Here is a 26145-nt window from a genome sequence, read left to right as displayed (position 1 = left end):
AGATAGTAAAGCACTATACTAAGCTCGTAACAAGGGCTTTTTTGGTCCAATTTGTGCTGGCCGCCAAGGGGTTCAGCGGAGCCGCTGTGAGTACTCCGTGCGCCACTCGCGGGCGATCTGGCTCTTGAGCACCTTGCCGCTGGCGTTCTTGGGCAGGTCATCGAACAACCGCCACGCAGTGGGTACCGCGAAATAAGCGAGTGTTTGACCGGCGAAATCCGACAGTTCGCGCTCGTCGAGGTCGATACCCGGATACAGCACGACGGCCGCCGCGAGCTCCTCCCCCAAGTCCTCGTGAGGCAGCCCCACGACGGCCACTTCACGCACTGCCGGATGTTCGGCCAACCGTTCCTCGACCCGTACCGTGGAGATGTTCTCCCCACCACGGATGACGACGTCCTTGGCCCGGCCCACGATGTAGAGGTATCCGTCGCTGTCGAGCCGGCCGAGATCCCCGGTGCGTAACCATCTATCCGGGGTGAGAATCGGGTCGTCGTCGCATCCCCAGTAGCCGAGCATCACCCCGGGGGATCGCACGAGGACCTCGCCGATGCCGTCGTCGGATCGCCCTTCGACCGGTTCGATGCGCACGTCAACGGTCGGCAGCGGCCGCCCGACCGTGCCCGGTCGCTCGGCGACCACGTGGCCGGCGGCGGTGGCCGCGACACCCGACATCTCAGTGAGCCCGTATGAGGTGCCCAATCCTTTTGCCGCAGTGTGGGGAAACGCGGCCCGCGCCCGCGCACGCAAGGACTCGCTGACCTGCGCCCCGCCGATCACCAGCGTTCGCAGCGTCGACGTGTCGTAGCGGCCGGGATCGTCTTCCAGGACATCGAGCACGCGCGATAACATCGTCGGTACCGCAGCCCATCCCGTCACGCCCTCTTCGCCGATCACGTCGAGCACGCTTGCCGGGGAGAACCTGCCCTCGGTGAAAACCAAGGCGCCACCCGAGAGCAATGCGGTGAATACCTGCTGGAGGCCGCCGATGTGGAACAGCGGCATCGCCATCAAGGTCACGGCCGGGTTGCGGGTCGCCCCCGGCGAGCCCGGTAGACGTCCCGCGATCGCCAATAGGTTGTGCAGGTTCGCCAGGAGGTTCCGGTGGGTGATTACAGCCCCGCGCGGAAAGCTGGTCGTCCCCGAGGTGAACAGCACCATCGCCGGGTCGTCCTCGTCGGCCGTACCGGGTATCGGCACCGGGCCACCAAAGTCTGTGCCCGCGGGGATTGACTGTGTCAGAAGGGTTTCAAGCTCAACACAGGGCAAGTCAGTGGGCAGGCGCTCGCGGCGTCGACTGTCGGCAACCGCCAGCCGCGCATCGACCAACCCGGCCGCGTAGGCCAGTTCTTCGCCGCTCCACCAGGCATTGGCAGGCACCAGGATCCACCCGTAACGCAGGCACGCCCAGAACGTCACGACCCATTCGATGCTGTTCGCGCCGGCCAAGATTATTCGGTCACCGTGCTGCACGCCTTCTCGGCGCAGCGCACTGGCGACCGTTTCGATCGCGGCGGGTAGCTGGGCAAACGATATCCGCCGCTCGCCCTGGATCAGGCATATCCGCTCACCGTGCTGCGCACCCCAGAGCAGGAGCTCGCCGAGATGCTTTGGTCGCTCAGCGAATACCCGGCACGGTGAACCGAGAACGCCTTCGACGACGACCTTCTCACTCCAGGCGCTTGTGGTCGCGTATTGCACCGGCCTAGTATTACATAGGAATCACTTACTAACTACAGTTTCGGAGGGCCAGCCCCGTGAATTCTGTTCTCCTCATTGACGACCCGGCGCCTCGAGTACGGCGACTCACCCTGAACAGGCCCGAGAAGCGCAATGCGCTCAACGATGCCCTGCGCGGTGCACTCTTCGGTGCCCTGCGCGCCGCCGATGTCGACGACGCGGTATCGGTGGTCGTCATCCGGGGTGCCGGCACGTGCTTTTCGGCCGGATACGACCTGGGCGAGCGGCTCACTCCTGTGGAGCGTTCCGCTGCCACCACCGACGGATGGTGGGCCCGCCACGTCGTCAACAACTGGCTGGAGATGTGGGATATGGCGACGCCGCTTGTCGCACAGGTGCACGGTTGGTGCCTGGCCGGGGGTTCGGAACTGGCAACCGCATGTGACCTTGTCTACGTGGCCGACGACGCGAAGATCGGGTACCCGCCCGTGCGGTCCATGTCGACTCCGGACATGGCCTGGCAGCCGTGGATGCTGGGGATGCGCCGCGGAATGGAGGCCTTGCTCACCGGTAACGCGATCAGCGGTACCGAAGCAGCCGCTTTCGGCTTCGCCACCCGCTCATTCGCGCCGGCAGAATTGGAGAAGTCGGTCCTGGAGATCTCGGAGCAGGTGGCCCAGGTGCCCCGCGATCTACTGGCTCTGAACAAGCGGGTGTGTCATCGGGCCATGGAGGCGGCCGGTATCCGCGAGGGGTTGCGGGCGGGCGCTGAGCTGAACGCGCTGGGATTTCACCAACGCTCGTCAAGGGAGTACATGCACGGATTCCGGAAGAACGGTGTGCGTGAGAACCTGTCCAACCGCGACCGGGTCTTCGGTGACTATCGCGAGAATTGCACCACCGATTCGGCGACCGAGTCCGGTACGCCGTCGGCGAAGAGCTGAGTCAACTGGTCGGCGGTGCGCCGGGCATCGCGAGGTTCGTCGCGCATCATCACGTCCACGGCGATCGCAACGTGGGTCCCGATCATCGCCGCGAAGATCAACGAATGCTCGTCTGCGGGTGCGCTCCAACCGGTGATCTTCGAGATCACCGAGTTGAGCGGCTTGCCAAGCAGAGGAAGCAGTTCCTCCTGATAGAACACCCGGCCGCGGCCGAGTTCGCGTAACCACAGCGTGGCAAGGAACGGCGCTGATTCATCCATGAACCGGGCCAACATCTGGTTGACCTGTCGCAACACCTCGCGACCGCTGAAATCGCTGGCGCCGAGGCCGTTTGCGGTCGCCTGCAGTTCGGCGACCAACTCACCCATCGGCTCGACTACCGACGCCTTGTACAGATCTTCCTTCGAGTCAAAGAACCGGTAGAGGAAGGCTTCGGTGATTCCGGCCTGCTCGGCGATCTCCCGTGTTCTGGTGCCCGCGTACCCTTGGCGCAGGAATACCGCGCGTGCTGACTCGACAATCTGGTGTCGACGTTCTTGCGCCGATAGCCGCCGACGAACCTTCGGTTCGCTCACACAGCGCATGATATCTCTTGTCTGTCTGCGTTCCGCCGGCGGCGGTGATCATCCGAACAGAAACATCCCAACCATCAGAACAAACAGGGTCAGGCAGTAGCCCTCGAACAGGCCACGCAGTTCCAGTGGTGCATCGCGCAGTTCCATGAAGTACATGCCGATCATCCGCACCTTGAACAGTGCGACAACGATGACAATCAGGCTGACAGTCACATGACCGAGACCGCTGAAGCCGAAATCGCTGCCCAACAGCCACGAAACCACCGTCAACGCGCTCAGCAACAGCCAGATCAGGGTCGCATTCGACCGCACTATTGAACTCACGCTCACCTCACCAGGAACAGCAACGGGAAGATCACGATCCACAGAAGGTCCACCATGTGCCAAAAGCACGCGCCGCCTTCGAAGTACGCGATCTGTGTCTTCGTATGAGCGGGTCTGCGGGCCAACAGCCACAACACCGTCAGCACGGCGAGTCCCAGCAGAACATGGGCGAGGTGCAGGCCGGTCAACACGAAGTAATACATGAAGAACTCGTTGGTCGTCGGGGTGATCCCGGCGATGACCTTCTCGCGATACTCGATGACCTTGATGAGCACGAACAACGCACCGACGGCGAACGCGCCGATCGTCAGTCGGGGAGCCCATCGCCGTAGGTTTTCACGTTGCATGGCGCGCGTAGCCAGTACCACCAACAGTGAACTGGTAAGCAGAACAAGGGTGTTGATGGCGCCGAAGGTGCTGTTGAGTGCGGCCTGCGAGTCGGCGAACAGCGACGGGGCTTTGCCTCTCTCGTGCAAATACACCACGAAAATGGCCGTGAACATGGTCAGATCCCCGAAGAGCACGACCCAGATCCCTGGCTCGCCAGGTATGTGGGGTGACGACGGGCCCGACGGTGCATCCGGCTCACGTTGACGCGGCCGGTGCGAATCGATGACGTCGGTCATCGCGCAGACCTCCTCTGTTGGGCGCTGGACAGCACCGTGTGCTGTCCGTCCTGCCTGTGGACCAAACGTTCGAGTTCGGTCTGCACGACAGCGATATCGGCCTTGAGCCGGTCCAGCTCATCAGATGGCCCCGTCGGTTGCGGCGACACCGTCCGCGTTTCCTGCAAGCTGAGAGCTTTGATCACCACATGAGTGTTGATCAGGAACCAGATGCAGAATGCGACCAGGACCATGTACCAGGAGATGAGTCCATTCCAGGCAAGGGGTCCGTCCTTGAAGAAGACGTTCACGGTGCCGGGCGTGAACATCAACGCACACCACAGATTTGCGTAACCGGCCCACCGCGGCAATATCGGAACCGCGCGTTTGTCGGCAAGTATCGCCACGCCAATTGCGACAGCTTGCAGGATCGCCGTACCGGCCAAGCCAACGAAGGGAATCCAGCCCAGATCGACGACAGCTTGAATGATTGGTGCGGAGCGCTCGGCACGGAACGTGGCGGCAACCCAGAAGAACAGAATGTACTCGAAGACCAACGTCGACATACCCGCCCCGATGAGCTGGCACGGGCCCAAGACCGCGAATCTGCCCTCGATGCGTTTCAATTGCACGCTCACCGCCGCGGCCCAGGGCACGATCAGGATGGCAGCAGACGCGCAGATGAGCATCCCGACCCGGATCGGCATCGCGTTGTCGATAAAGAACTCCGCCATCCGGTCGGCCTCCCAGGCTGGTGACGGCGGCGGAACGAAGCCCCCGACCACCCAGAACCCGATGAGAAACAGGACGACAAACACCGGTCCACACCAAACGCAGGCCCTGTTCAATTGAAGATCCATCTCACCCTCTCGCGCACGCGCGCCGGAGCGCAAACCTCCTGAGTCACACCAGACTACGCATCACGTATCAGCCATTCATCACAATGGATACCTCAGGGTGACACAGTCTGCATGGGCGTTTAATACAGTAAGGCACTATACTTACTATGTCAACGCTCAGAGGAATGTCGGGGCTGCGTTGTCATCCACCGGGACGTCATGCTGTTCGGGCGCGATGCGGCGGGTTAAGCTGAGCCCATGCGGTTGGTAAATGACTGATACCAAGGCAGGCGGTCGCCCTCCGTCACGTAAACGCCTCTCCGCCGAACAGCGCCGCGAGAAGATTCTCGACGCGGCGCTGGAGGTGTTCGCCGAGTCCGGGTTCGAAGGTGGTCGTCTACGTGAGATCGCCACGAAGGCCGGTATCACCGAGCCTTACCTGTTTCGTCATTTCGCCTCGAAGGCTGAACTCTACGAGTGGGCGGTGATCCGTCCGCTCGTTGATTTGGTCGAAAAGTTCGAGATGGAACTTGAGGCCATCAAGACCGGGCCGCCCGTCACGGTGGCCGCACTGATCCGGCAGCTCAACGTGCTCATGCTTCAGTTCATGCTCGACGGCGTCCCCTACATAGGGGCGTCGTTCTTCTCCGACAGCGCCGGTAGCGACTTCTACGCCAAGCAGATGCGGCCACGTGTCGTCGAGCCGCTGGTGAATATTCTGCGTTACGTAAAGGGTTGGCCGGCGCCGACGGTGGATGTGCAGTTGGTTGCCGAGTCGATAGTCGGTATCAACTATGGCCTGGCACTTGACAGCCTGCACACCGGTTTTCAGGTCTCCGTAGATAAGACCAGCGAACGTGTTTCACGGTTGTACCTGCTGGGCATCCCGGCCTTTCACTCTCAAGAGCCGCCGCGGGCGAGGAAGTCGGCCAAGACGGCGCGGTGATAGCCCGAGCCGGAGAGCTGCTGCGCGGCCGCTTTAGCTCGTCGTAGATAGAGGTGTGCGTGATGTTCCCAGGTGACGCCCAGCCCGCCGTACAGTTGTAACGTCTCCTCGGCAACCCGGATAAACATGCGCGAACACCATATTCGGGCGCTTGCAGCCGCCTGGGGTAGCTCCTCGCTGCACTCCTGGGCCGCCCACGCGGCGTATTCTGCTGCGGAGCGGCCGAATTCAATATCGATGAACAGGTCGGCGCAGGTGTGCTTGACAGCTTGGAAGCCGGCGATGGGCCTGCCGAACTGGAAACGCTGCTTGGTGTAGTCCACGGCATCGGCCAGACATCGCGCTGCACCGCCCACCTGTTCGGCTGCCTGCGCACAGGCCGCTAGATCGATCAGTCGCGCCAGCAGTGCTCGACCACTGCCGGGTTCGCCCACCAGTCGCGCGGGTACGTCTCGCAACTCGATGCTACCCACCCGACGGGTGAGGTCAAACGTAAGCAACTGCTGCCGCTGCAAACCTGGAGCAGTGGCGTCGAACGCGAAAAGGCTTGTGGTGCCGTCATGTGTCGCAAATACGAGAAGTAGATCGGCTTCCATCACGTCGAGGGCAACCAACCGTCCACCGCTGATCCGCCAGGCTCCGTCGACCTGTGTAGCGGTCGCCGTGACACGTCGCGCGTCCGCGTCGCAGCCCAACGTCACCACGGTTCGGCCCGCTGCGATAGCGGGCAGGTAGTCCGCGCACGCCGCGTCGTCACCGGAAAGCAACAGTGCGTTGGTTCCCAGGACAACCGTCGAGAAGTAGGGTGCGCACAGCAATGCCGCACCAGCCGCCTCGAGTACGACGGCCAGGTCGGTCTGCGTACCGCCCATACCACCGTAGTGCTCGGGGATCAGGATCGCCGTCAATCCGATCTGCTCGCACAGCATCGTCCAGATCTTGGGGTCGAAGCCGGTCTCGATGTGCTCGAAGACCCGCAGCGGGGAGGACTCCCGGTCAAGGAACTCGCGCAGCGTGGTGCGCAATTGCTCCTGTTCGACCGACCACACGAACGGGGCAGTTGGTGCCATCGATTCCCTACTTTCTCCGGCTCGGCGCTGATCGCACGTCAACGTCGCGGGATGTCTTTCCAGGGTGTGCTTCGTGGCAGTTCACCGGGGTCACGAGGCATGCCCAGCACACGTTCGGCGAGAACGTCGCGCAGCACGTTGCTCGCGCCCCCTTCGATCGTGTTGGCCTGTGCGCGTAGGTATCCCGATGCGATGCGCCTGCTCTGGCCGGCTTGGTCATCCCAGGACATCGCGGCCGGGCCTGCGATGTCGAGAAACGCTCCCTGCAGGCGGCGATTGTGTAACCCGGCACCGACCTTGGTGGCCGCCCCCTCCGCCCCGACGGAGCGGCCCGCGCGCAGGGCGGCTCTGCTCCGTTGATTGGTCAGACGGATCAGGGTGCTTTCGACGACCAAGTCCACGATTTGTGCCCGGGCCACCGGGTCGTGCCAGCGACCGTTGGTGACGGCCAACTCCACCAGGCGCTCGACTGCGGACCCGCCGATGTTCGCCGCCCCTGTGCCCGCGCCCGACAACGCTGCGCGCTCGCTGGACAACGTGGTCCGTGCGACGGCCCACCCCTTACCGACGGCGTCGATGCGGTCGGTGTCGGGGACCCTCACGTCATCGAGGAAGACTTCGTTGAAATCCGATTGACCGTTGAGTTGCTTGAGCGGGCGCACATCGATACCGGGTTGCCGCATGTTGACGACGAAGTAGGTAATGCCGTCGTGTTTGGGTAGCCCGGGGTTGGTACGGGCAAGCAGCATCCCCCAAGTTGCCTTGTGCGCCAGGCTGGTCCAGATTTTTTGCCCGTTGACCACCCATTCGGCGCCGTCCCGAACTGCCCGGGTCGACAACCCGGCCAGATCCGAGCCCGCACCTGGCTCGGAAAAAAGCTGACACCAGATCTCTTCCCCAATGAACGCCGGGCGTAGGTAGCGCTGCTGCTGTTCGTCGCTTCCATGACGCAATAGGGTCAGCGGTAGCATGCCGACTCCGAGGGGGTTGCGCAGGAAGGCCCGGTGGGCGCCCGCCGCATCGAGCTGGTCATCAACTCGGCGCTGCAGCCCTGCCGGAAAACCTAACCCTCCCTTACCCAACGGATAGTCGACATACGCCAGGCCTGCGTCGAATTGTTCGCCCAGGAACACTTCGGCATCCGTCGTCCGGGGATCGACGCGGGTGAGCAACTCCGCCACGCGACGGTCGACTTCGGCGGCTTGGTCGGTCACTTGCTCACCTGTTCGGCCGGCACACCGTCCCGCAAAATCGCATCGGTGCGCTCGCACTCGAAATCCGCCGCATCGAACTCTCGCGTCCGCCGCCAATAGTCCAGATAGCTCCACGGGCTGGTGACGACGACGCGGCCGGCGCCGTTTCGGTAGTAGGTCGACATGCCCGGGTGGACCCAGATAGACCTTTCAAGCGCGGTGTCGACTTCGTCGGCGTACGCCCGGAACACCTCTGGGCGAACCTCGAGGCTGCCGATACCTTCTGACAACATCGTGTGAAGCGCCTGCATCACGTAACGGGTCTGGAACTCGACACTCAGGATCGCGCTACCACCGTGTCCTGCCGTCGTGTTGGGCCCGTTGAGGATGAAGAAGTTGGGAAACCCGGTGACGGTCATGCCTAGATATGCGCGGGCGTCCTCGGGCCCCCAGAACTGCGCGAGGTTCCCGCCGTTTCGTCCGACGATCTGCATCGGCCAGAGGAACTGCAGGGTGCGAAATCCGGTGGCCAGAACGATGACGTCGGCCTCGTACTCGGCGCCGCTGTCGGCGACGACCGAGCGCGGGCCGATCCGGGCCACCCCACCGGTGACGAGCTCGACGTCGTCGCGCGCAACCGTGCGGAACCAGCCGTTGTCGATCAATGGCCGCTTGCCGTAGGGGGGGTAGTCGGGCAGGCAGGCGTCGATGAGATCGTCACGTTCGCCCAACTGGCCGGCGATGTATCGGCTCAAGAACACGCGGTGCCGGTCGTTGATGGCGTTGATCGACCGCTGCTGATGCGGCCATTCCGGATCGCGTTGCAACTGTGCATGTAGACGGTCGCTGAACAGCCATACCTGACGCAATCGATACCATCGCGCATAGAACGGCACCTCCCCCATCAGTACTTGCACGTCCTCGGGGATGTCGCGCTTGTAGTTCGGGTGGGGGACTGCCCACTGCTTGGAACGCTGGAAAATCGTCACGCGCTGCGCTGCGTCCACTATTGCCGGCACCAACTGCATCGCACTGGCGCCAGTACCGATGACGGCGACGCGCTTGTCCTGCAGCGTCAGGTCATCAGGCCATTGCGCGGTGTGCAACACCGTCCCGCAGAACTGGTCAAGTCCAGGGATATCGGGTGAAGCCGGCCGGTTCATCACCCCGACGGCAGAAATCACGACGTTGGCGTTGAACACCACTTCAGATCCGGCAGATCCGGCACCGGAGCGTGCCACTACCTCCCAGGCCTGCCGGTCTTCGATATATGTGGCGCGGACGACCTCGGTGTCAAAGATGACGCGGTCGCCGATGGCGTGCTCGTCCACGATTCCCTGCAGGTAGTCAAGAATCTCTTCACGTTTGGCGAAGTAATGCGACCAGTTCGGTTTGAGCGCAAAGGAATACGAGTACAGGTGGCTCGGCGTGTCGGCACCGCATCCGGGATAGACGTTCTCAAGCCACGTTCCCCCGATAGCCGAGTTTTTCTCCAGGATCGTGTACGGAATCCCCGCCGCCTTGAGCGCCACTGCCGCACTGATACCCGATACCCCACAGCCAATGATGAGCACGTGGAAGTCTTCAGGGGCCTCTTGCTGGGCCGCGGTCGGTATCTGGCGCGTCCACAGCCCGAACTCCTCGGCCAGCAGTGGGCCATAGTCGGGCGGGATCTCCTCGGCCAGCGCGATCGCGAGCATCTCTGTGATCTGCTGTGGAGTCAGCGGTTCGGGTGAGAGCCTGCCCGCCCGATAATCCATGACCGCCTGGTACGCCGCATCGCGAACCTCGCGCTGCAGCGCTTCGCCCAGACCGCCGTCATCGTGATCGCCTGGCCCGTGCGCACGTGTCGGTCGATACGGCTCGGCCAGCCACCGAACATTACCGGTCAGCTGGCGTAACACGGTGAGCAGTATCGGAATATTCGCGCATTTCAATGCGCTACGAAGATCTCGTGAGCTCCGGCCGCTGTCGCGGTCTCGTGTCAAAGTCATCGCCATTCCTCGAATAGTCGTCGGTTGCTACACAGTTGGGATTGCAGATCGTCACTTAATTGCCAGTGGGTTGACAGGTGCGTTGACCGCGCCGGTGATTGGCAACGGCTGAGCGACAAACAGGAATTCAAACCTGCGGTCCTGCGCACAGTCGACGGCCAGGTCCTCGAGGTCGAACATCTCACCGATCGTGATTCCGCACCGCGACAGCAGGATCTGATGCAACGGTGCGACCGTGTCCGACGTTTCATACGGCAACACCTCAAATCCCCAGGTGTCGGATGCGACAGCAGCGACATCGCGCTCGGCGAACCACGCGGCGCTTTTCACACTCATTCCCGGTTGTGGACCCTTGCCGGCGTAATCGCCCCAATCTCCGCGTTCACGCACCTGCGCCAACGCGCCGGTACGAATCAGAACGACGTCACCGGGTGCGACTTCGACGCCGCACGATGCACAGCACGTGTCGAGATGTTCACTGGTGATCGCCTCGCCCGGCTCCAGCCATGCACGGTCGAACATACGCGGGATATCAAGCAGCACACCGCGTGACACCACCCGCTCCCGAAGGACCGAAACCGAGTTGCGGCGTGCGCCAGCGCGAGCGGTGACCATTTCGCATCCGACGTTGTTGTACGTCGTACCTTCGCTGAACACGTGTGTGAAACCGTCCCATTGCGTCGAACAGGACAGGTTCATCACGATCCAGTCGTCGGCGAAGCCCGGTGTGTGCAACGACTCGGAAGCCAGCAGGTCACTGCCCGTCAACGTCAGGAAGTGTTGTGGCGCAGGACGGCCGGGTGGCCCGTCGGGCCCATCGGATCCGAACGGTAGCGCGAGGCTGAAGACCTTGCCCCGGGCCACGGTCGCTGTCGCCGCGTGAACCTTCTCGGGTGTGACCAGGTTCCACGTTCCCAGCTCGTCTTCGTCGCCCCAGCGCCCGGTGTTGGAGAGGCGGGCGCCCTCGGCGATGACCCAGGCTCGGTCGAGGCTGCCTGCGGGGTCGCGCAGCAGCGCGTGATTCACAACCATTTCGTCGCAGGATCCTCACCGCGGACGCGTGTGCTGAGCGCCGTTTGACCAGATCACTTGAACTGCATCCAGTGCCCGTGCGGTGACCAGCCGATCTGAAACGGCATGGCGATCCTGGCCACTGGTCCGTCGGCGAAGCCGTCGGTGTCAAAGATCAGGAATTCCGATGTGCGCTGGTCGAAGTGCGACACCGGCACGATGTAGAACCCGTCTCCCTCAGGTGACGATGGCGACCGCGGCGCGAACGTTCCCTCAAACACGGTGACGTGTCTGTCATCGCTTACCCGGTACACCTCTTCGGTGCCGGTGCGCACATTCCGCCGGATCACGGTGTTCATGCGCATCCCGCCATCCTCCGTCGGGTCTCCGGCCGTCAGAAACGCCCACTCGTACGGCTTGCCGTAATACCGCTCGTCCACCTTCGGCAATTCGACCGGCCGATCCCCCAGTAACTCGGTAGACACCGCACCGGTCTCGAGATCGACCGTCCAGCGCCCGACGGCGCTCGTTGCCAGTTTCCAGAACGGTACGAAGCCGTCACCAGGAGAAAACCTGTCTTCGAATTGGAACGGAGGGCGATCGAATATCGGTCCGTCGAGCTGAATGACGTCCTCGCCGATGTGATTTGCCGAGAGCATGTGCATGATGTACTCGGCTGGGAAGTCCGCCGAGATCCACTGGATTTCGCCATTGAAGTCCTCGCGGTCTACCAGAGCCAGCGAGATCGGCAGGGTCGGATCCCAGGCATAGGCGGAAAATCCCTTCTGAATACGGTTCTGACCAACGGTGAAAGGCTGGAATGGGATCACCATGAACCGTTCGGTCAGCCAAATATCGTGAGCGACAGTGTTATACGGCGCACCCCACAGATCGCGCCGGATGACGCCACCGTCGGGCATGGCCTTGTAGACGGTGACATATGGCGGCTCGTCACGGTACGACCAACCGAACAGATCTCCGGTGGCGTCATCCCACTTCGGATGTGCGGCGAACGCTCCGTCACCGAAGCATGCCGGCTCCACCATCCCCGTACACAACATCGGCGACCACGAGACAACCCCGATCGTGTCGAGTGTGATCGGGTCGAGCGCAACCGGAGCGGTATTCTCCCCTAAGGCCAGTAGCTGATTGCCGAAAGGCACGACGTTGACGGCATTGGTTCCCTGCGGGATACCACGGGTGTACTCGTTGCGTTCCACCTCGCCCAGCGCCCATGCGCGCCAGTCACCGAAATGTCCGTCACTCCACTCGAACAACGCTTGGCCCGCGGCCTGCTCGGCACGGAATTTGGGAGTTCGCGTCCATCGATTCCTGAAGTCCGCCCGGCCTTCCCGAAAGACAAGCCCCTGCACCATCCCATCCATCGAGTACGGCGTGTTGATTCCTTGCCGTGACGGACGCTTCCAAGTTGGGCCGTTGCGATAGAACCCTCCGTTGAGTTCACGCGGGATCTCACCGTAGCTGACGGCGCAGTCTTCGATCGTGGCCTCAAACCTCATCGGTGTCATCGGCCCGCGGAGATCCGGAGGTACTGTGACGACGCGATTCGCGCTGGACGTGGGTGCCATAGCTGCTTTAAACCTCCCCATAGTTAGTAAACACTATACTAGATAATGATGTCTGTCGAGACGGTGAGTTTTCCCCGACGCTGGCTACCGGCTCACTCTGCGCAACCTCTGCGCAACAAGCCGGCGCTGATCCCCGCGGTGGGCCGGTGGTGCTGTGCTCGGCCCTCGGCGGCGTGACCGGCGAGGTCCTCGGCCATCTGTTGCCCATTCGCGCCGTCACCGTTCAGGCGGTGCCGGTCAGCGCACGCAACGGATCGCCTGTACACGACCGCCACTGCGGCACAAGGGAAGTCGTCGCCGAGGCCGGGGGCGGCTCGCTGGACCGCGACGAGGTCGACTCACTCTACGAGCTCACCCTTACCGAGGGCCTGATCCACGGCCGGTCCTGTTGTCTGGGCCGGCCGAGGACCGTTCGCTGCCCGCCGACCTCTACCGGCACCTGTCCACGGATCTGGGCGCCAACGGCTGCAAGGTGGCCACCGACCTTGCCGGCGAGCGGCTCGAGGCGGTCGCCGGCGGACCCGACCTCATCCAGGTCAGCCACGAAGAGCTGATCGAGGACGGTCGGGCGAAGTCGGAGGACGCTGAAGACCTAGTCAAGGCCATGCGCGCCGTGCGTGACGGAGGCGCGGGCACGATCGTCGTGCCTCGGGCTGGTTCCGCCCTGGCGCTGGCGCTGCTCGGCGACGGCGACGACGACGACGGGAAGCGCGGAAAGGACATCGTCGAGATCGGGACGCCGACGCTGGAGCCGGCCGATTCCGCGGACGCAGGAGACTCGATGACCGCGGGCATCGTCGCGCGCTGGCCAGCGGTCGCTCGCTGGCGCCGGGGCGCTGCGTATCGGCGCGGCTTGCGGGGCACTCAACGTCGTGCGGCATGGGTTGGGCACCGGAGGCGCGCGGGCCGTTGAGACGCTTGCCGAACGGCTCGAACTGCAGCCATGGAAGTAGAAGTAGAGGAGTACGACACGTGCCACGCGCGTCGGCCGGGCGATCCTGCACTCCGGCACCGTCGGCGCGGCGCTCACCGCGAAGATCAGCGACACCCGCGCGCTGGCGGTGTCGCTTGACGTCGCGCTGCACCCGACCGGTGAGCGGCACTGGGACACCGCCGCCGGTCTGCTGGCACCGGTGCTCGACCTGTTGCACGACACGTCCGGCGGCTTTCGCTGAACGTCCCCGATCGACCCGCGGACCAGGTCGGCCCAATCCGTCACGCTCGCCTGGCTCGCGGCGGCGCGGCGCAGACCCGTGTCGAAGAGGTCCGCGGCGGTGACGTGCGCCTGGCGGAGGTCGAGGTGAAAGACAAGCCGAGGAGGACACCGACAGCGCGCTGCTGGACGCTGGGCACCCGACGCTCACCGCGCTGCGCTCCGTCGAGGCCGACGACGGAGACCTCGTGCGGAGTTGGCCGGCGTCGCGACCTTAGGAGCCCGGTTTGAGCGCGGCGTCGAAGAAGGCCAACTCCAGCCGCATCGCCCGCCCGTAGGCCACGCGCGCGGCGTCAACGTCGTCGGCGTGCTGATCGAGCAGCCGCTCCAGCAGCGCCGCCACCTCCTCGAAGCCCGGATCGGCGTAGGTCTGCACCCATTCCGCGTACGGCCCGGCGGTGCCGGCGTCCAGCGAGCGCCCGACGTGTGCGTAGAGCCGCATGCACGGGGTCATCGCCGCGCACACCACGCCTATGTCGCTGGTGGCCGCGGTGGCAAGGAGGAACTCGGTGTAGGCCAACGTCGCCGGGGCCGGCTCGACACCGGCCATCTCGATACCCCACGACGCCGCATAGGACGCGTGCAACCCGAGTTCTTCACGCACGCCGGCGAGCAGATCGGCGAACGTCAGCAGCGTGGCCGTGTCAGAACTGCGCGCGAGTGCCAAACCATAAGCGCGGGCGAAGGATTCGAGGAAGAACGCGTCCTGGGCGAGGTAGCCGGCGAACAGTTTGCGGTCCAGCGAGCCGTCCCCGATACCGCGCACGAACGGGTTGGCCAGCACCTCGGCCACCACGTCGGCGTTCTCCGTCCACAATTGAGCTGCCAACATGCCACGGACTCTAGCCCGGTGGCGCCCGCGGTGGGTCAGGCCGTGATCCGCATTTCGGCGCCGGGATGCGAACTGAGCGTCACGACGACCGTGCCTTCGCCGGTTCCGAGCGTGGTGTTGGCGTAGCCGATGAACCCGTAGTGCCCGTCGATCGTCGACACCGCGGTGATGTCACGGCTTCCCGAGGCGCCGGTGTCGAGATTCAGCCAGGAGGCGCTCACGGTGAGCGCACACGACCCGTCGTAGACACCGGCGTCGTAGTGGATCGCGACCCGCACACCGTTTTCGACTCGCTCCCCGATCTGCACCGGCGTCACCTGGGCGTCGGCGCTGACGGTTCCGCCACACGTCGGAGACGCCACAACCGGGACTTCACCGAGTTGAGCAAACGGTTCGGCGGACGCGGTCGTCGCCCACAACCAGGGCGCCGTCAGGGCCACGGCCAGCGCGCCGAAGACACGCAACAGGGTCATACCGCGGTTATCGCCGCCCGACGGCTCGGCGTTAGCCGGCGTGCTCGCTGCCGGGGTGGTAGCGCTTGACCCGGCGCAAGGTGTTCTGGTCGGTGTGGTGCATCTCCTCACCGATCGCGGCCAGCTTCAGCACCAGATCGGACGTGTAGCTGAAGGTGTCGTCGTCGTCGAACGTGAAACTGCTCGTGAAACCTTTGATCTCGGCGCGGTCGAGCAGGTAGCGGTTCTGCAGGACGCCGTAGCAGGGGTCGCCGGGCGTGGCGTTGAAGTGCAGGGTGCGGTCGCCCACGGCGGCATCACTGCCGGCGAGGATCGCGATGCCCCGGCCGAAGACCACGTTGCGAATCACCTGACCGTGGGCCTTGTCCCAGAGCAGAAAGCCGATCTCGTCGTGGAAGGGGTCCATCGCCTCTTCGCCGTGCCGCCATGCGGTCATCGAGTAGTTGAGCCCCCAGAGCACCTGTTGACCGTTCTCCTGGATCGGGATCGGCTTGAAGACGGCCTTCTCGAAATAGGTTGTCTCACCGGTGACGTCGTCGTTGTTGTGGTAGCTGAGGTCGACACCGCCGTCGCCCTCCCACTCCCCGACCAACGGGGTCAGCGGCCCGAGCTTCTGCGGGCCCTGCACGGCGGTGCGCTCGAGGGTTTGCGCGTTCGTCATCTGCGTTGCTCCATTCGATTGTCGGTTTCGGTTGACACAACTCGGCATGCCGGGCAGAGGCCCCAGAACGTCACCTCTGCCTCGTCGATGCGGAAGTTCTGGTCATCGTCGGCTTCCAGACACGGCGCTTGGCCTGTCGCGCAGGCGATGTCGACAATCACACCGCAGCCCCGGCAGACCAGGTGATGATGGTTGTCGCCGGTCTCGACCTCGAAGAGGGTCCGCATACCCGCCGGTTCCACCCGACGCAAGATCCCCACCCTGGTGAGCGCGTGCACCACGTCATAGATCGCCTGGGTCGACACTGTGCCCAGTCGGACCCGAACTCCGCTGGCGATCGTCTCGACATCGGCGTGCGGTTGGTTCGCGAGTTCGGCAAGCACCGCAAGGCGCGGCCGGGTCACCCGGAGGCCGGCGGCGCGGAGTTTCTCCTCGGCGCTCTGCATGGGATCCTCGATTCTGGAGTGCGTCAAGATTACCGCTCCTGATTGTCTTGCGCAAGACAAGTCTTGCATTTAGCAATTTATGAGCGGCTTTGGTGTCCGTGTGTCAGTACGGGATTCGCGGATCCTCTGGTGCTTCGAGCACCTCGTGCAACCGCTCCAACGCGACGATGCACTGCGCTCGCTCCTTGGGGCCGAGGCGCGCCAACGCGTTACCGAGCTCACGCCGCCGACGCGCTTCCACCTTCTTGACCAACCGCCGGCCTTCCGCGGTGAGGGCCAGCACGACGGCGCTTCGGTTGCCGGCGTCCGGTCGCCGAACCAGGTGACCGGAGGCATCGAGCCGATCCACCAGGCGGGTGATCGACGAGCCCCCGACGCCCAGCACCTGGGCACATCTCGTGGCGCTGGCCGCACCCAGCTCGTCGAGCACCCGCAGCAGCCGAAACTGCGGCAGAGAGACTTCGAGATCCTCGACGCTACGCAGCGCCACACCGACAAGGTCGCTGGTGGCCAGCTGAATGGTCGCTAACTCCCGCGCTGTCGTCTCCGTCGGCTTCCTGCCCACCACGTTCGCGAGTATCCCACGCTGGAACGCAGGTTGTGCTGTGTGATCGTCGGCGCTTCTGGGCGGACTTGCGGGCTCAGCCGAGTATGACCGAGCACAGCAACGCCACCACGATCGCCGTCGCGAAGCCGACCGTAGCGCCACCGATCAGCAGAACCTCCACGCGCGGGGCAAGCATGACGACTCGTCCGGCGATGACCAGGCTGGTTCTGATCTGTCTCGAACGTCGATAACCGAGACCGAGAACGAGCAGCGCGAGCAGAGTCGCGGTGAGCGCCAACACGGTCCGTCCCGATCCGAGAGGACCGTGCGGGCGCAGCAGCACCAGCGCACCGCTGATCAGGAAACCGAATGCGGCTCGTTCCCAGGACAACAACGTGCGCTCGGCCGGCAACCCGGGCTTCTGCGGTTCTGGGTGCGGCATCTCATGCACCCGTTGGCGGCCAGACGACCAGCGCCACCAGAACCGCGATGGTGACGGCGAAGATAGCGATGCTGAGCACCAACGGGACATATGTGGACGGCAGCGCTTCCCGGCGGCGCATTGCCGCCTGCACGCGTTGCCAACGCCGCACCGCCAGGGCCGCTAACAGACCACCGCCGGCCGTCAACACCACGGCGAGGCCATGTCGCAGTCCGGGAATCCCCAAGGACGGCACGAACTGCACGACGGCGATGCCGCCGGCTATGAGCGCCAACGCTGTTCGGGTCCAGGCCAGAAAAGTCCGCTCGTTGGCCAGGGTGAAGCGGTAGTCGGGTTCCTCCTCTGCGTCCGCCGGTCGATCATCGTCAACGGAACTCATGTGACCGCATCCCCTCGAGCGCGCGCATCGATCATCAGCAGCGTACGTGTCACCGCACGTCGGAGTCGACGGCTTCGCCCCGTCGACGGGATCACTCAGGCGGTGATCCGCATTTCGGCGCCCGGGTGCGAACTGAGCCTGCCGTGCCGACCACCGTGCCGCTGGTTCGTGGCTCCCCGTGTCTACTTCGTCGTATCACCCAGCAACTCGCGAACCATCCGGCGTGGACCGTAGGGGCGGAGCATGTGGCTTGCCGGACGCGGGCGCACCCGTTGTGGCCACCAGAACCAGCGTCCCAGGAGGACCGCAATCGACGGGGTCATGAATGCCCGAACGATGAGGGTGTCGAATAGGAGACCGAGGCCGATGGTGGTCCCGATCTGGGCGAGAACGCGCAGATCGCTGAACACGAACGAGGTCATGGTCGCGGCGAAAACGAGGCCGGCGGCCGTCACCACCGAACCGGTGCTGCCCATTGTGCGAACCATGCCTGTTTTGATTCCGGCGCCAAGCTCTTCTTTGAATCGGGAGATCAACAACAGGTTGTAGTCGGAGCCGACGCCAAGGAGCACGACAACAGCCAGGGCGAGCACAATCCAGTAAAGCTCGACACCAAAAATGTGCTGCCAGACGAGCACCGACAACCCGAATGAGGCCCCCAACGAAAGCGCGACCGTGCCCACAATGACGGTCGCCGCGACCAGGCTGCGCGTAACCAACATCATGATGAGCAAAATGAGGCTGAGGGCGGCGATCCCGGCGATCATCAGATCGTATTTCGCGCCTTCCTGGATGTCTTTATAGGTCGCAGCGGTGCCTGCCAAAGTCATTTCAGCGCCCTGCAAGGCTGTCCCCTTGACGGCCGTATACGCGGTGTTCTTGATTGGCTCGATGTGCGCGATGCCCTCCGGCATCGCAGGATCACCTTCATGGGTGATGATCATGCGGGCCGCTTTGCCGTCGGCCGAGAGAAACATTTTCAACCCGCGCTGGAAATCGGGATTGTCGAACACTTCCGGAGGCATGTAGAAGAAATCGTCAATTTTGGCGGTGGCAAAGGCCCGGCCCATGGCGCTCGAGTTATCCGTCGAAGCCTCCATCCGCTCATAAATGCCCGCCATCGTGGCGTAGTTTGTGAGCATCAGTTCATGATTCGTCTTCTGGCTTTCGATCTGCTCAGGTATCAGTGCCACCAGCTGCGGTTGGATGGCGGTTAAATTGTCCAGGGTTTCTCTGACGCGTTCCATCTTCCCGCTGAGCTTGTCGACACCGTCGAGTGCCTCGAAGACGGACCTGAACGCGGAGCAGGACGGGATGTTGTAGCAGTGCTCTTCCCAGTAGAAGTAGTTGCGAATCGGACGTAGAAAATCGTCGAGGTTCGCCATGTCATCGCGGACTTCGTTCAGTGTGGCGGTCACATCGGCAAAGCTTTCAGCCTGGACATCTGTAGCAGCAGCTAACTCCTGTTGCAGTGCATACTGCTGCTCCAATACGTGGATCGATTTCGCAAGCTCGTCGGCCTGCTTCAGCATGTCGTCGGCTCGGTCCTTCTGATAGGTGAGGTTCATGACTTGCCCGGTGTTCTGCATGCTGATCTGGAACGGAATCGAGGCCTGGTCGATCGGCGTTCCAAGGGGACGGGTGATGGACTGCACTTGGGCGATGCCAGGAAGGCGGAAGACTTCGCGGGCAATCCTTTCCAAGATGAGCATATCTGCGGAATTGCGCATATCGTGATCGGCTTCGATCAGCAATAGTTCGGGGTTCAGCCGGCCGGCAGGAAAGTGGCGTTCGGCGGCGGCGTAGCCGACGTTCGCCGGGGCACTACCCGGAATATATTGTCGAACATCGTAATTCGTTTCGTAACCAGGCAGGGCGAACATACCGATGATGGCCACCACGCCGGTCACCGCCAGGATGGGCCCCGGCCACCGGACAATGGCGGTGCCGATGCGCCGCCATTCACGCGTCCGCATCGTACGTTTCGGTTCGAGCAGACCTAGATGACTGCCGATAGTGACTACCGCGGGGATCAGCGTAAGGGCTGCTCCGAGGGCGACCAGGACGGCTACCGTGACCGGCCCGCCGAGGCTGTGAAAGTAGGGCAGCCGGGTAAAGCTGAGGCAGTACACCGCTCCGGCGATGGTCAATCCAGAGCCTAGAACAACATGCGCTGTCCCGTTGAACATCGTGTGGTATGCCGTCGGCCGGTCCTCGCCGGCCGCGCGAGCTTCCTGATATCGGCCGATGAAAAATATCGCGTAATCTGTCCCAGCCGCAATGACAAGCAGCGTAAGCAGATTGGTCGCGTACACAGAGAGCCCGATGATTTCGGAGTCGGACAGCAGGGCAATGATCCCCCGGGCGGCTAGCAACTGCACGAAAACGATAAGGAGCACCAGGAACATCGTGGCGACCGAGCGATAGACGAAAAACAGCATCACCGCGATCACGAGAAGGGTGATCATCGTGACCTTGACGGTGCCCTTGGTGCCTACTCCGAACTGATCCGCGAGCAGTGGTCCTGCGCCAGTGACGTAGGTCTTCACTCCGTTTGGTGGCGGCGTATCTGCCACAATCGCGCGGACTGCAGCGACGGACTCGTTCGCCAATGCCTCGCCCTGATTGCCGGCCAGGTAGACCTGAACATAGGCGGCTTTCCCGTCAGCGCTCTGGACGCCCGCGGCCGTCAGCGGGTCCCCCCAGAAGTTCTGGATGTGCTCGACATGCTTGGTGTCCTCGGCCAGCCTCTGGACCAACGTGTCGTAATAGCGGTGTGCGCCCTCGCCGAGTGGATCCTCGCCTTCCAGCACGATCATTGCTGCACTGTCGGAGTCGTACTCGTCGAATATCTCACCGACGCGTTTCATCGCCTGCATCGACGGCGCATCGGCGGGACTCATCGAAACGTTTCGTTCCTTGGCGACCTCTTCCAACCGCGGCACGGCAGCATTGGTGACGGCGGCCACCGTCAGCCAGAACAGCAGAATCGGCACCGCCAACCGGCGGATCGTCGCCGAAAGGGAGAATCGCGAGCCGTGCCCGTTGCTCACGAGGACTTATCCAGGCAGAAGGTATAGGCATTCACCCTGTTGACGGTTCGCTCGTCTTTGATCACACCGTCGACGGTGATGCGGCAACCGATGAGGTCGCTGTCGCCCTGTGCCACCAGATTGGCGAAGACCGCCGGCTGCGTTGTCGTAATCGTGTAGGCCCACGGCAATGTCGCGTCGAGAACCTCGTGCGGTTCGGCATCCCCGTCGAGGTAGTTGATGGTTGCCACCGTTCCTTGGACGCCGAAAACTTCAAGGGTTACGTGCTTCGGGTTGAAAGTAACGATTTCATTCGCCGTACCGCCGAAAGACGAAGCGTCGCTTTGCGTTCCAAAGATTCCCTGGAGCCGATACACACTGAACCCCGCGACCGCTGCCACGACCGCCACCACCAGCAGCATCCAATTTCGCCCGATCGTGCGCCTGACTGAAATCCCTGTCATCCGTTCGCCGTTTGACAGCTGTCTGTGCCGCTTCCGACACGCACGCTCAGCGGGGTGGGCGCCGCCGCAGTTGTCGCCCTTGCCGTGGGAGGCGCAGACGGTCTGGCAAGCATGTGGGGTCCGTTCGTTTCAGGGATGAAGCGTGTCCACTCTGTACATACGACGGATATAATCTCAACAATGATGAATTCTGGTCCTCGCCGAGGACGCAGGCCCGGAAAGCCCGACACCCGCGTGCAGATTCTCGACGTCGCCCGGAGACGCTTCCTCGAAGAGGGCTATCAGGCGGTCACGATGCGGTCGGTCGCGACGGAAGCCGGTGTCGACCTTGCCCTGGTCAGCTACTATTTCGGCTCCAAGAAAGGCCTGTTGGGCGCCACCCTTGCCCTGGCCGCGAATCCGGCTGACATCCTTGGTCGAGCTGTGGAGGGCGACTCCGCCCTGTTGCCCGAACGCGCCCTCCGTTCCATCCTGTCCCTTTGGGAAGACTCCGAAAATGGTGCGCCACTACGCGTATTGGTCGCCGGCGCGTTCCAAGACACAGTCGTCGCGAACCTTGTCAAAGAGATGCTCGAAGTCGAACTGATCGACCTGATCGCAGCGCGAATCGGCGGTGCGAATGCCCGCAAACGCGCGGCAGCATTCTTCGCTCAGATCGCGGGCCTGGTCCTGGCCCGTTACATCCTGCGCCTCGAACCGATGGCGTCGATGTCTTCTGATGAAATAATTCAGCTCTATGTTCCGCCGTTAAGGGTTGCGCTGAGGACCTGAGTGGTTGCGGACCCGATCTCCGATTCGCTGGAACGCGGTGCGACTAGACGGTGAAGCCGCCGTCGACGTTCCAGCTCGCACCGGTCACGAACCCCGATTCTGGACCCGCGAGGAAGCTCACGATGGCGGCGACGTCGCTCACGTGGCCGTAGCGGCCGAGGGGCAACAACTTCTTGGCGCTTTCGGAGAACTCACTGCCGTTGTCCGGATTCGCATCGGTGTCGATGGGACCCGGCTGCACATTGTTGACGGTGATGCCGCGCGGACCGAGATCGCGCGCCAGGCCGCGGGTGAACGAGGCGACCGCGCCCTTGGTCATGCCGTACACCGAGAAGCCCGGGTTCGGCATCTGGTCGGCGTTGATGCTGCCGATGTTGATGATCCGCGCGCCCTCACCCAGATGCTTCACCGCGGTGCGCACCGCCCAGAACATTCCGCCGATGTTGATCGCCACGAGCCGGTCGAACTCCTCGCCCGGAAACTCGTCGATCACCGCCATATGGGCGACGGCGGCGTTGTTCACCAGTACGTCCAGCCCGCCAAGCTCGGTGACGGTCTGCTCGACCGCGGCGGCGACCTGGGCGGGGTCTGCCGAGTCGGCCTGGATCGCGACGGCCCGTCCGCCGTGCTCGGCGACTTCGGCGACGAGCTTCTCGGCCTCGGCCGCTGAGGCCGAGTACGTGAAGGCCACCGCCGCACCGTCGGATGTCAGGCGCCGCACGGTCTCCGCGCCGATCCCGCGGGAACCTCCGGTGACCAACGCGCGCCGACCGGTCAGGGGTGCTGTGCTCATTTTGTGGCCTCTCTCATAATTACGAACCGATGCGTTACTTAGTACGATCAGGTCAAGGCCTATGGCGACGGGGTTATTCCCGCAGGACCGAAGCCGCAGAGAGGTGGTGCGCCATGGCGGTCGGACGGCCGCGCGAATACGACCCCGATCAGGTGGTGGAGGCGGCGATGAAGCTGTTCTGGGCGCGCGGCTTCGACGGCGTCTCGATCTCCGACGTCACCGCCGCGACCGGGGTCAACCGCCGCAGTATCTACGCCGAGTTCGGCTCCAAGGAACAGTTGTACGAACGGGCCGTCGAGCGTTACAACGCCGGGCCGGGGGGTTACATCGGTGCAGCGCTAGTGCTGCCGACCGCGCGCGGGGTCGCCGAGGCGATGGTGCACGGCGCCGCCGACATCGTCAGCGCCGATCCGCGCGGTTGTCTGACGGTCGACCACGGCCCGGGGCTGGCCGAGATGCGCGAAGCGACGGTGCATTGGATCGCCGAACGGTTCGACGCGGCTGTCGCTGACGGTGAACTGTCCGGAGTGGACACGCTGGTGTTGGCTCGCTGGATCGCCGCGGTGTGCCAGGGCATCGCGATCCAGGCGCGCAGCGGAGCCAGCCGCGACGACCTGCACGTGGTGGCCGACCGGGCCTTGGTGGGCTGGCCCAGCTAGCTCAGTTCGGGACGTTGGCCTTCAGCGACGCCAGCGCGTCGGTGCTGAGCCGTGCCAGCTCCTGAACCTCGTCGACGTCGAAGGCCTCGGCACACAGTTCGGCCATCCGCCGGTTGGTCGCCTGTTCGACCTCGGCGTAGCGGTCCTTTTTGTCGGCGCCGTCGGCGTACGGTTCGGGCCACCCGAACATCGCGGCGTACTCGGGCCCCTTGTTGAGCATGTGCGCCTCGATCGGGGCGATGCCCGAGATCGTGAGCGCGTTGAAGTGCACCCCGGCGCGCAGTTCCCGCAGCACGAACATCACCTGCAACGCCCGCGCCGGGGCGTCGTCGGCCAACGGCATCGCACGCCAACCGGCATACAGCGGCAGCCCGGCGATCGGTGTCACGGCGATCAACTTCTCGCCCAGTTCGGCGATGCGCTCCAGCCCAGCCGCACCGGCGAGGTACTTACGTCCGAACTCGGCGGCCTGCTCCCAATACCGTTGCGCCGCACCGGCAGCGCCGTGCACCGCGCGGCCCTCCTCCCACATCGCCGCCAGCGAGGTGGGTTCGAACACCGCGAACACTGCGCCGACCGTGGCACCGTCGGCTTCGCCCAGCACCCCGGCGCGGCCGGCGACGTAGCCGGCCAACGGGTTCTGGTAGCCCGCGGCGACGCTTTCGCCGAACGTCTCTGGATGCAGCATGAAGACCGCGACCGCTTGTTCTATCGCAGTTCCGGCTTCGGCGGCGGCCTCAACTATGTCGGTGGTACCCATGGCCTCAAGTCCCTCTCGCTGGCGTGCCGGTCGCCCTGCATCATGACACCATCGGCCGCGCCGCTGGCCATAATGGCCCCCGCCAGCCGTCGCAGGCTCCGTCAGCCCGCCAACAGTGCGTCGATCTGGTTGAGCGCCTGCTTGGTGCCCTCTTCAACGCCCATCTCGAGCACCTTCTGCAGGCCTTCAGCCGATTCGTACCTGCTGACGTAGGTGGCTCTGGTGGCGCCGTCGCCGATCGGTTCGAAGGTGTAGACGCAGCGCGCGACCGGCATGTCGTCCGCCGGTTCGAGGTGGTCGTCGGCGAACCCGTCTTCGAAACTGAAGCTTCGCGGCTCGTCGACGGCGGAGACCTTCCAGTAGCCCGGGTATTTTTCGCCGTCGGGCCCGGTCATGTAGTACGTGACGGTGCCGCCCGGGGTGAGTGAGTGCTCCACCACCGTTGCCGGATAGCCCGGTGGCCCCCAGATCTTCTCGAGCTGGCGCGGGTCGGCGTAGATCTGCCAGATACGCTCGACGGGCGCCGCGAACTCCGCGGTGATCGTCAGGGTGAGGTCGTCGATGTTCTTGCTGATGTCGGTGACAGGCATGGCTATTCCTTGTTGAGTAGGTCGTCGATGGCAGCGACGCGGCCACGCCAGACGTCCTCGAGCTCGGTGAGCATCGAGGCGACTGAACGCACCGCCTCCACATCGCCACTCGCCAGTTGCTCTCGCCCCTCGCGACGCTTGGAGATCAGGCCCGCCCTCTCCAGTACGGCGACGTGTTTCTGCACCGCGGCAAAGCTCATGTCGTACTTGGCCGCAAGTGCGGTGACCGAGTGCTCCCCGGCCAGCACCCGACGAAGGATGTCGCGCCGGGTCCGGTCGGCCAGGGCGTGGAAGAACGCGTCCGCGCTGTCCTCGTCCTGGTCGGTCACCCAATCAATGTACAACCGATCGGTTGTATGTTGTCAACCTGCTCGCCGTCGCCCGCCGTTCACCGTGGGCGCGCGACGATGACCGGTACCGGCGATTCCTGCGCCACAGCATTGCTGACCGACCCGAGCAGCATTCCGACGAATCCACCGCGACCCCGGCTGCCCACCACGACCAGCTGTGCCCGTTCGGCGTGATCCACCAGTTGCCGCGCCGGCCGGTCGAATTCGACGACGAGCTGCACCGCGACCTCGGGATGGCGGTCCTGCCAGACGGCAAGGCGCTCCGACAACATCTGGTCCCCCACCGACTGCAGCGCCGACCATTCCATGTCGAACGGTGAGGACACCTCGGCGTCGCTCAAGACGTGCAACGCCATCAACTCCACACCGCGCAGGTCGGCTTCGTCGAACGCCAACCCCACTGCCGACTCCGACGCCGCCGAGCCGTCGAACCCGACCAGCACCGGGCGCTGCGCGAACTCCGCAGACAGCGGATCTGTCGCACCGTGGATCACCGCCACCGGGCAGTGCGCGTGATGAAGCAACCCGTTGGTGACCGACCCGAGCAGACGACGTTGCCACTCTGTTCGACCACGAGATCCGACCACGAGCATCTGGGCCTCCGCAGACGATGCCACCAGGGTCGGCACCGCTGCGCCGAAAAACAGTTCGGCGGTGATCTGCGGGCGAACTCGGCCCGCCATCATCTGATCGACGTCCTTGACCGCCTCGGCGAGCACGGCACGTCCTTGTTCCTTCTCGGCCTCGACAAGCTTCGTGGGGATCGCGCCGGCCGGCCACGTCAGCGTCGCGGCCATGACCGGGCCCGCGGCCACCACGTGCACGATGGTCAGCGGCGCGTCCCGCATCGCGGCTTCATGCGCCGCCCAGCGCACCGCGGCGCGCGCCGACTCCGAACCGTCGGTGCCGACGACAACTCCGCGGGGTGGGGCAGGCTCGGACATCTCGCGCTCCTGTGCGGTG

Annotated in this window: 30 protein-coding genes; 6 read left to right on the top strand and 24 right to left on the bottom strand. The window is 63.9% G+C overall.

Going from position 1 to position 26145, the window contains the following annotated elements; all coding sequences use genetic code 11:
- Nucleotides 1–72 precede the first annotated feature (72 nt).
- Nucleotides 73–1701, bottom strand: coding sequence for a class I adenylate-forming enzyme family protein (locus K3U96_RS00515; protein ID WP_220691723.1), 1629 nt, complete (start codon nucleotides 1699–1701; stop codon nucleotides 73–75).
- A gap of 56 nt (nucleotides 1702–1757) precedes the next feature.
- Here K3U96_RS00515 and K3U96_RS00510 point away from each other — a divergent pair, with 56 nt between their 5' ends.
- A complete protein-coding gene (locus K3U96_RS00510) occupies nucleotides 1758–2624 on the top strand; it encodes an enoyl-CoA hydratase-related protein (protein ID WP_069403364.1) in 867 nt (288 codons plus the stop codon).
- On the opposite strand, the gene K3U96_RS00505 is transcribed toward K3U96_RS00510, so the two are convergent.
- The 4 genes from K3U96_RS00505 to K3U96_RS00490 are packed head-to-tail and all read right to left on the bottom strand — an operon-like array spanning nucleotide 2561 to nucleotide 4946.
- Entirely contained in the window at nucleotides 2561–3199 is a 639-nt protein-coding gene (locus K3U96_RS00505) for a TetR/AcrR family transcriptional regulator (protein ID WP_165614069.1), read from the bottom strand. The two genes, K3U96_RS00510 and K3U96_RS00505, sit on opposite strands and share 64 nt — an antisense overlap.
- Before the next feature lie 48 nt (nucleotides 3200–3247).
- Nucleotides 3248–3565, bottom strand: a complete 318-nt coding sequence (locus tag K3U96_RS00500) for a cytochrome C oxidase subunit IV family protein (protein ID WP_230982318.1) — start codon at nucleotides 3563–3565, stop codon at nucleotides 3248–3250.
- Nucleotides 3526–4149: a cytochrome c oxidase subunit 3 gene (locus K3U96_RS00495; RefSeq protein WP_220691722.1), complete on the bottom strand. Its 624-nt coding sequence runs from the start codon at nucleotides 4147–4149 to the stop codon at nucleotides 3526–3528. Before K3U96_RS00495 ends, K3U96_RS00500 begins: the two co-directional genes overlap by 40 nt.
- Entirely contained in the window at nucleotides 4146–4946 is an 801-nt protein-coding gene (locus tag K3U96_RS00490; protein ID WP_220691721.1) for a hypothetical protein, read from the bottom strand. The genes K3U96_RS00495 and K3U96_RS00490 overlap by 4 nt, the downstream gene beginning before the upstream one ends.
- Before the next feature lie 292 nt (nucleotides 4947–5238).
- Between K3U96_RS00490 and K3U96_RS00485 the strand changes: the two genes are divergently transcribed.
- Nucleotides 5239–5913 carry a TetR/AcrR family transcriptional regulator gene (locus tag K3U96_RS00485; RefSeq protein WP_069403369.1) on the top strand — a complete coding sequence of 225 codons (675 nt, stop codon included), beginning with the start codon at nucleotides 5239–5241 and terminating at the stop codon, nucleotides 5911–5913.
- Here K3U96_RS00485 and K3U96_RS00480 read toward each other — a convergent pair.
- The 5 genes from K3U96_RS00480 to K3U96_RS00460 form a co-directional block, all read right to left on the bottom strand.
- Nucleotides 5868–6962 (bottom strand): acyl-CoA dehydrogenase family protein, encoded by a 1095-nt coding sequence (locus K3U96_RS00480; RefSeq protein ID WP_220691720.1) that lies wholly within the window; start codon nucleotides 6960–6962, stop codon nucleotides 5868–5870. The two genes, K3U96_RS00485 and K3U96_RS00480, sit on opposite strands and share 46 nt — an antisense overlap.
- A gap of 59 nt (nucleotides 6963–7021) precedes the next feature.
- Nucleotides 7022–8197, bottom strand: coding sequence for an acyl-CoA dehydrogenase family protein (locus K3U96_RS00475; RefSeq protein WP_220691719.1), 1176 nt, complete (start codon nucleotides 8195–8197; stop codon nucleotides 7022–7024).
- The gene (locus K3U96_RS00470; RefSeq protein WP_230982317.1) at nucleotides 8194–10080 is read right to left on the bottom strand and encodes a flavin-containing monooxygenase; all 1887 of its coding nucleotides are present in this window, start codon (nucleotides 10078–10080) and stop codon (nucleotides 8194–8196) included. The genes K3U96_RS00475 and K3U96_RS00470 overlap by 4 nt, the downstream gene beginning before the upstream one ends.
- 141 nt (nucleotides 10081–10221) lie before the next feature.
- The gene (locus K3U96_RS00465) at nucleotides 10222–11202 is read right to left on the bottom strand and encodes a cyclase family protein (RefSeq protein WP_069403372.1); all 981 of its coding nucleotides are present in this window, start codon (nucleotides 11200–11202) and stop codon (nucleotides 10222–10224) included.
- A gap of 53 nt (nucleotides 11203–11255) precedes the next feature.
- Nucleotides 11256–12701, bottom strand: a complete 1446-nt coding sequence (locus K3U96_RS00460) for a carotenoid oxygenase family protein (RefSeq protein WP_230982316.1) — start codon at nucleotides 12699–12701, stop codon at nucleotides 11256–11258.
- A 457-nt stretch (nucleotides 12702–13158) separates the two neighbouring features.
- Here K3U96_RS00460 and K3U96_RS26805 point away from each other — a divergent pair, with 457 nt between their 5' ends.
- Together K3U96_RS26805 and K3U96_RS26800 are read left to right on the top strand one after the other, a co-directional pair.
- Complete coding sequence (locus K3U96_RS26805; protein WP_230982315.1) at nucleotides 13159–13683, top strand: 1-phosphofructokinase family hexose kinase; 525 nt, start codon at nucleotides 13159–13161, stop codon at nucleotides 13681–13683.
- Between the two features lie 82 nt (nucleotides 13684–13765).
- Entirely contained in the window at nucleotides 13766–13945 is a 180-nt protein-coding gene (locus K3U96_RS26800) for a 5'/3'-nucleotidase SurE (RefSeq protein ID WP_350355540.1), read from the top strand.
- Between the two features lie 252 nt (nucleotides 13946–14197).
- Here the strand turns inward: K3U96_RS26800 and K3U96_RS00445 are convergent, their stop codons facing one another.
- The 9 genes from K3U96_RS00445 to K3U96_RS00405 all read right to left on the bottom strand — a co-directional run bounded on the left by K3U96_RS00445 (nucleotide 14198) and on the right by K3U96_RS00405 (nucleotide 21259).
- The gene (locus K3U96_RS00445) at nucleotides 14198–14815 is read right to left on the bottom strand and encodes a TenA family protein (RefSeq protein WP_220691716.1); all 618 of its coding nucleotides are present in this window, start codon (nucleotides 14813–14815) and stop codon (nucleotides 14198–14200) included.
- Nucleotides 14816–14850: 35 nt separating this feature from the next.
- Nucleotides 14851–15288, bottom strand: a complete 438-nt coding sequence (locus K3U96_RS00440; protein ID WP_069403374.1) for a hypothetical protein — start codon at nucleotides 15286–15288, stop codon at nucleotides 14851–14853.
- Between the two features lie 31 nt (nucleotides 15289–15319).
- Nucleotides 15320–15949 (bottom strand): heme-binding beta-barrel domain-containing protein, encoded by a 630-nt coding sequence (locus tag K3U96_RS00435; RefSeq protein WP_069403375.1) that lies wholly within the window; start codon nucleotides 15947–15949, stop codon nucleotides 15320–15322.
- Entirely contained in the window at nucleotides 15946–16422 is a 477-nt protein-coding gene (locus K3U96_RS00430) for a Fur family transcriptional regulator (RefSeq protein ID WP_372514983.1), read from the bottom strand. Before K3U96_RS00430 ends, K3U96_RS00435 begins: the two co-directional genes overlap by 4 nt.
- Nucleotides 16423–16498: 76 nt before the next feature.
- On the bottom strand, nucleotides 16499–16963 hold the full coding sequence (locus K3U96_RS00425) for a MarR family winged helix-turn-helix transcriptional regulator (RefSeq protein WP_230982314.1): 465 nt from the start codon (nucleotides 16961–16963) through the stop codon (nucleotides 16499–16501).
- Between the two features lie 73 nt (nucleotides 16964–17036).
- Nucleotides 17037–17384 carry a DUF202 domain-containing protein gene (locus tag K3U96_RS00420; protein WP_069403378.1) on the bottom strand — a complete coding sequence of 116 codons (348 nt, stop codon included), beginning with the start codon at nucleotides 17382–17384 and terminating at the stop codon, nucleotides 17037–17039.
- Between the two features lies 1 nt (nucleotide 17385).
- Nucleotides 17386–17763, bottom strand: coding sequence for a YidH family protein (locus K3U96_RS00415; protein ID WP_220691715.1), 378 nt, complete (start codon nucleotides 17761–17763; stop codon nucleotides 17386–17388).
- Between the two features lie 182 nt (nucleotides 17764–17945).
- Nucleotides 17946–20816, bottom strand: coding sequence for an MMPL/RND family transporter (locus K3U96_RS00410; RefSeq protein WP_220691714.1), 2871 nt, complete (start codon nucleotides 20814–20816; stop codon nucleotides 17946–17948).
- On the bottom strand, nucleotides 20813–21259 hold the full coding sequence (locus K3U96_RS00405) for an MmpS family transport accessory protein (RefSeq protein ID WP_220691713.1): 447 nt from the start codon (nucleotides 21257–21259) through the stop codon (nucleotides 20813–20815). The genes K3U96_RS00410 and K3U96_RS00405 overlap by 4 nt, the downstream gene beginning before the upstream one ends.
- Before the next feature lie 180 nt (nucleotides 21260–21439).
- Here K3U96_RS00405 and K3U96_RS00400 point away from each other — a divergent pair, with 180 nt between their 5' ends.
- The gene (locus K3U96_RS00400; protein WP_230982313.1) at nucleotides 21440–22030 is read left to right on the top strand and encodes a TetR/AcrR family transcriptional regulator; all 591 of its coding nucleotides are present in this window, start codon (nucleotides 21440–21442) and stop codon (nucleotides 22028–22030) included.
- 43 nt (nucleotides 22031–22073) lie between these two features.
- On the opposite strand, the gene K3U96_RS00395 is transcribed toward K3U96_RS00400, so the two are convergent.
- Nucleotides 22074–22823, bottom strand: a complete 750-nt coding sequence (locus K3U96_RS00395) for a 3-oxoacyl-ACP reductase family protein (RefSeq protein ID WP_220691712.1) — start codon at nucleotides 22821–22823, stop codon at nucleotides 22074–22076.
- A 113-nt stretch (nucleotides 22824–22936) separates the two neighbouring features.
- On the opposite strand from K3U96_RS00395, the gene K3U96_RS00390 reads away from it, so the two are divergent.
- Nucleotides 22937–23482, top strand: a complete 546-nt coding sequence (locus K3U96_RS00390; RefSeq protein WP_220691711.1) for a TetR/AcrR family transcriptional regulator — start codon at nucleotides 22937–22939, stop codon at nucleotides 23480–23482.
- A 1-nt stretch (nucleotide 23483) separates the two neighbouring features.
- Here K3U96_RS00390 and K3U96_RS00385 read toward each other — a convergent pair whose 3' ends face one another.
- The 4 genes from K3U96_RS00385 to K3U96_RS00370 form a co-directional block, all read right to left on the bottom strand.
- Nucleotides 23484–24242, bottom strand: coding sequence for an SCO6745 family protein (locus K3U96_RS00385; RefSeq protein ID WP_220691710.1), 759 nt, complete (start codon nucleotides 24240–24242; stop codon nucleotides 23484–23486).
- A gap of 101 nt (nucleotides 24243–24343) precedes the next feature.
- Nucleotides 24344–24832: an SRPBCC family protein gene (locus tag K3U96_RS00380; protein ID WP_220691709.1), complete on the bottom strand. Its 489-nt coding sequence runs from the start codon at nucleotides 24830–24832 to the stop codon at nucleotides 24344–24346.
- 2 nt (nucleotides 24833–24834) lie between these two features.
- Nucleotides 24835–25161, bottom strand: a complete 327-nt coding sequence (locus K3U96_RS00375; RefSeq protein WP_220691708.1) for an ArsR/SmtB family transcription factor — start codon at nucleotides 25159–25161, stop codon at nucleotides 24835–24837.
- 59 nt (nucleotides 25162–25220) lie between these two features.
- Nucleotides 25221–26126 (bottom strand): universal stress protein, encoded by a 906-nt coding sequence (locus K3U96_RS00370; protein WP_069403409.1) that lies wholly within the window; start codon nucleotides 26124–26126, stop codon nucleotides 25221–25223.
- Nucleotides 26127–26145: the final 19 nt, after the last annotated feature.

It is taken from the genome of Mycolicibacterium holsaticum DSM 44478 = JCM 12374, from assembly GCF_019645835.1.
GTDB classification, from domain to species: Bacteria; Actinomycetota; Actinomycetes; order Mycobacteriales; family Mycobacteriaceae; genus Mycobacterium; species Mycobacterium holsaticum.
Note: the sequence above shows the minus strand (reverse complement) of the source record. Positions and strands in the feature narration are given on the sequence as shown.

Bases quoted from the DNA above. Each gene is read 5' to 3' on its own strand.
- K3U96_RS00495 (WP_220691722.1), bottom strand. From the start codon at position 4,149: ATGACCGACGTCATCGATTCGCACCGGCCGCGTCAACGTGAGCCGGAT.
- K3U96_RS00485 (WP_069403369.1), top strand. From the start codon at position 5,239: ATGACTGATACCAAGGCAGGCGGTCGCCCTCCGTCACGTAAACGCCTC.
- K3U96_RS00465 (WP_069403372.1), bottom strand. From the start codon at position 11,202: ATGGTTGTGAATCACGCGCTGCTGCGCGACCCCGCAGGCAGCCTCGAC.
- K3U96_RS00460 (WP_230982316.1), bottom strand. From the start codon at position 12,701: ATGAGGTTTGAGGCCACGATCGAAGACTGCGCCGTCAGCTACGGTGAG.
- K3U96_RS00445 (WP_220691716.1), bottom strand. From the start codon at position 14,815: ATGTTGGCAGCTCAATTGTGGACGGAGAACGCCGACGTGGTGGCCGAG.
- K3U96_RS00440 (WP_069403374.1), bottom strand. From the start codon at position 15,288: ATGACCCTGTTGCGTGTCTTCGGCGCGCTGGCCGTGGCCCTGACGGCG.
- K3U96_RS00435 (WP_069403375.1), bottom strand. From the start codon at position 15,949: ATGACGAACGCGCAAACCCTCGAGCGCACCGCCGTGCAGGGCCCGCAG.
- K3U96_RS00420 (WP_069403378.1), bottom strand. From the start codon at position 17,384: ATGCCGCACCCAGAACCGCAGAAGCCCGGGTTGCCGGCCGAGCGCACG.
- K3U96_RS00415 (WP_220691715.1), bottom strand. From the start codon at position 17,763: ATGAGTTCCGTTGACGATGATCGACCGGCGGACGCAGAGGAGGAACCC.
- K3U96_RS00405 (WP_220691713.1), bottom strand. From the start codon at position 21,259: ATGACAGGGATTTCAGTCAGGCGCACGATCGGGCGAAATTGGATGCTG.
- K3U96_RS00400 (WP_230982313.1), top strand. From the start codon at position 21,440: ATGATGAATTCTGGTCCTCGCCGAGGACGCAGGCCCGGAAAGCCCGAC.
- K3U96_RS00395 (WP_220691712.1), bottom strand. From the start codon at position 22,823: ATGAGCACAGCACCCCTGACCGGTCGGCGCGCGTTGGTCACCGGAGGT.
- K3U96_RS00390 (WP_220691711.1), top strand. From the start codon at position 22,937: ATGGCGGTCGGACGGCCGCGCGAATACGACCCCGATCAGGTGGTGGAG.
- K3U96_RS00385 (WP_220691710.1), bottom strand. From the start codon at position 24,242: ATGGGTACCACCGACATAGTTGAGGCCGCCGCCGAAGCCGGAACTGCG.
- K3U96_RS00380 (WP_220691709.1), bottom strand. From the start codon at position 24,832: ATGCCTGTCACCGACATCAGCAAGAACATCGACGACCTCACCCTGACG.
- K3U96_RS00370 (WP_069403409.1), bottom strand. From the start codon at position 26,126: ATGTCCGAGCCTGCCCCACCCCGCGGAGTTGTCGTCGGCACCGACGGT.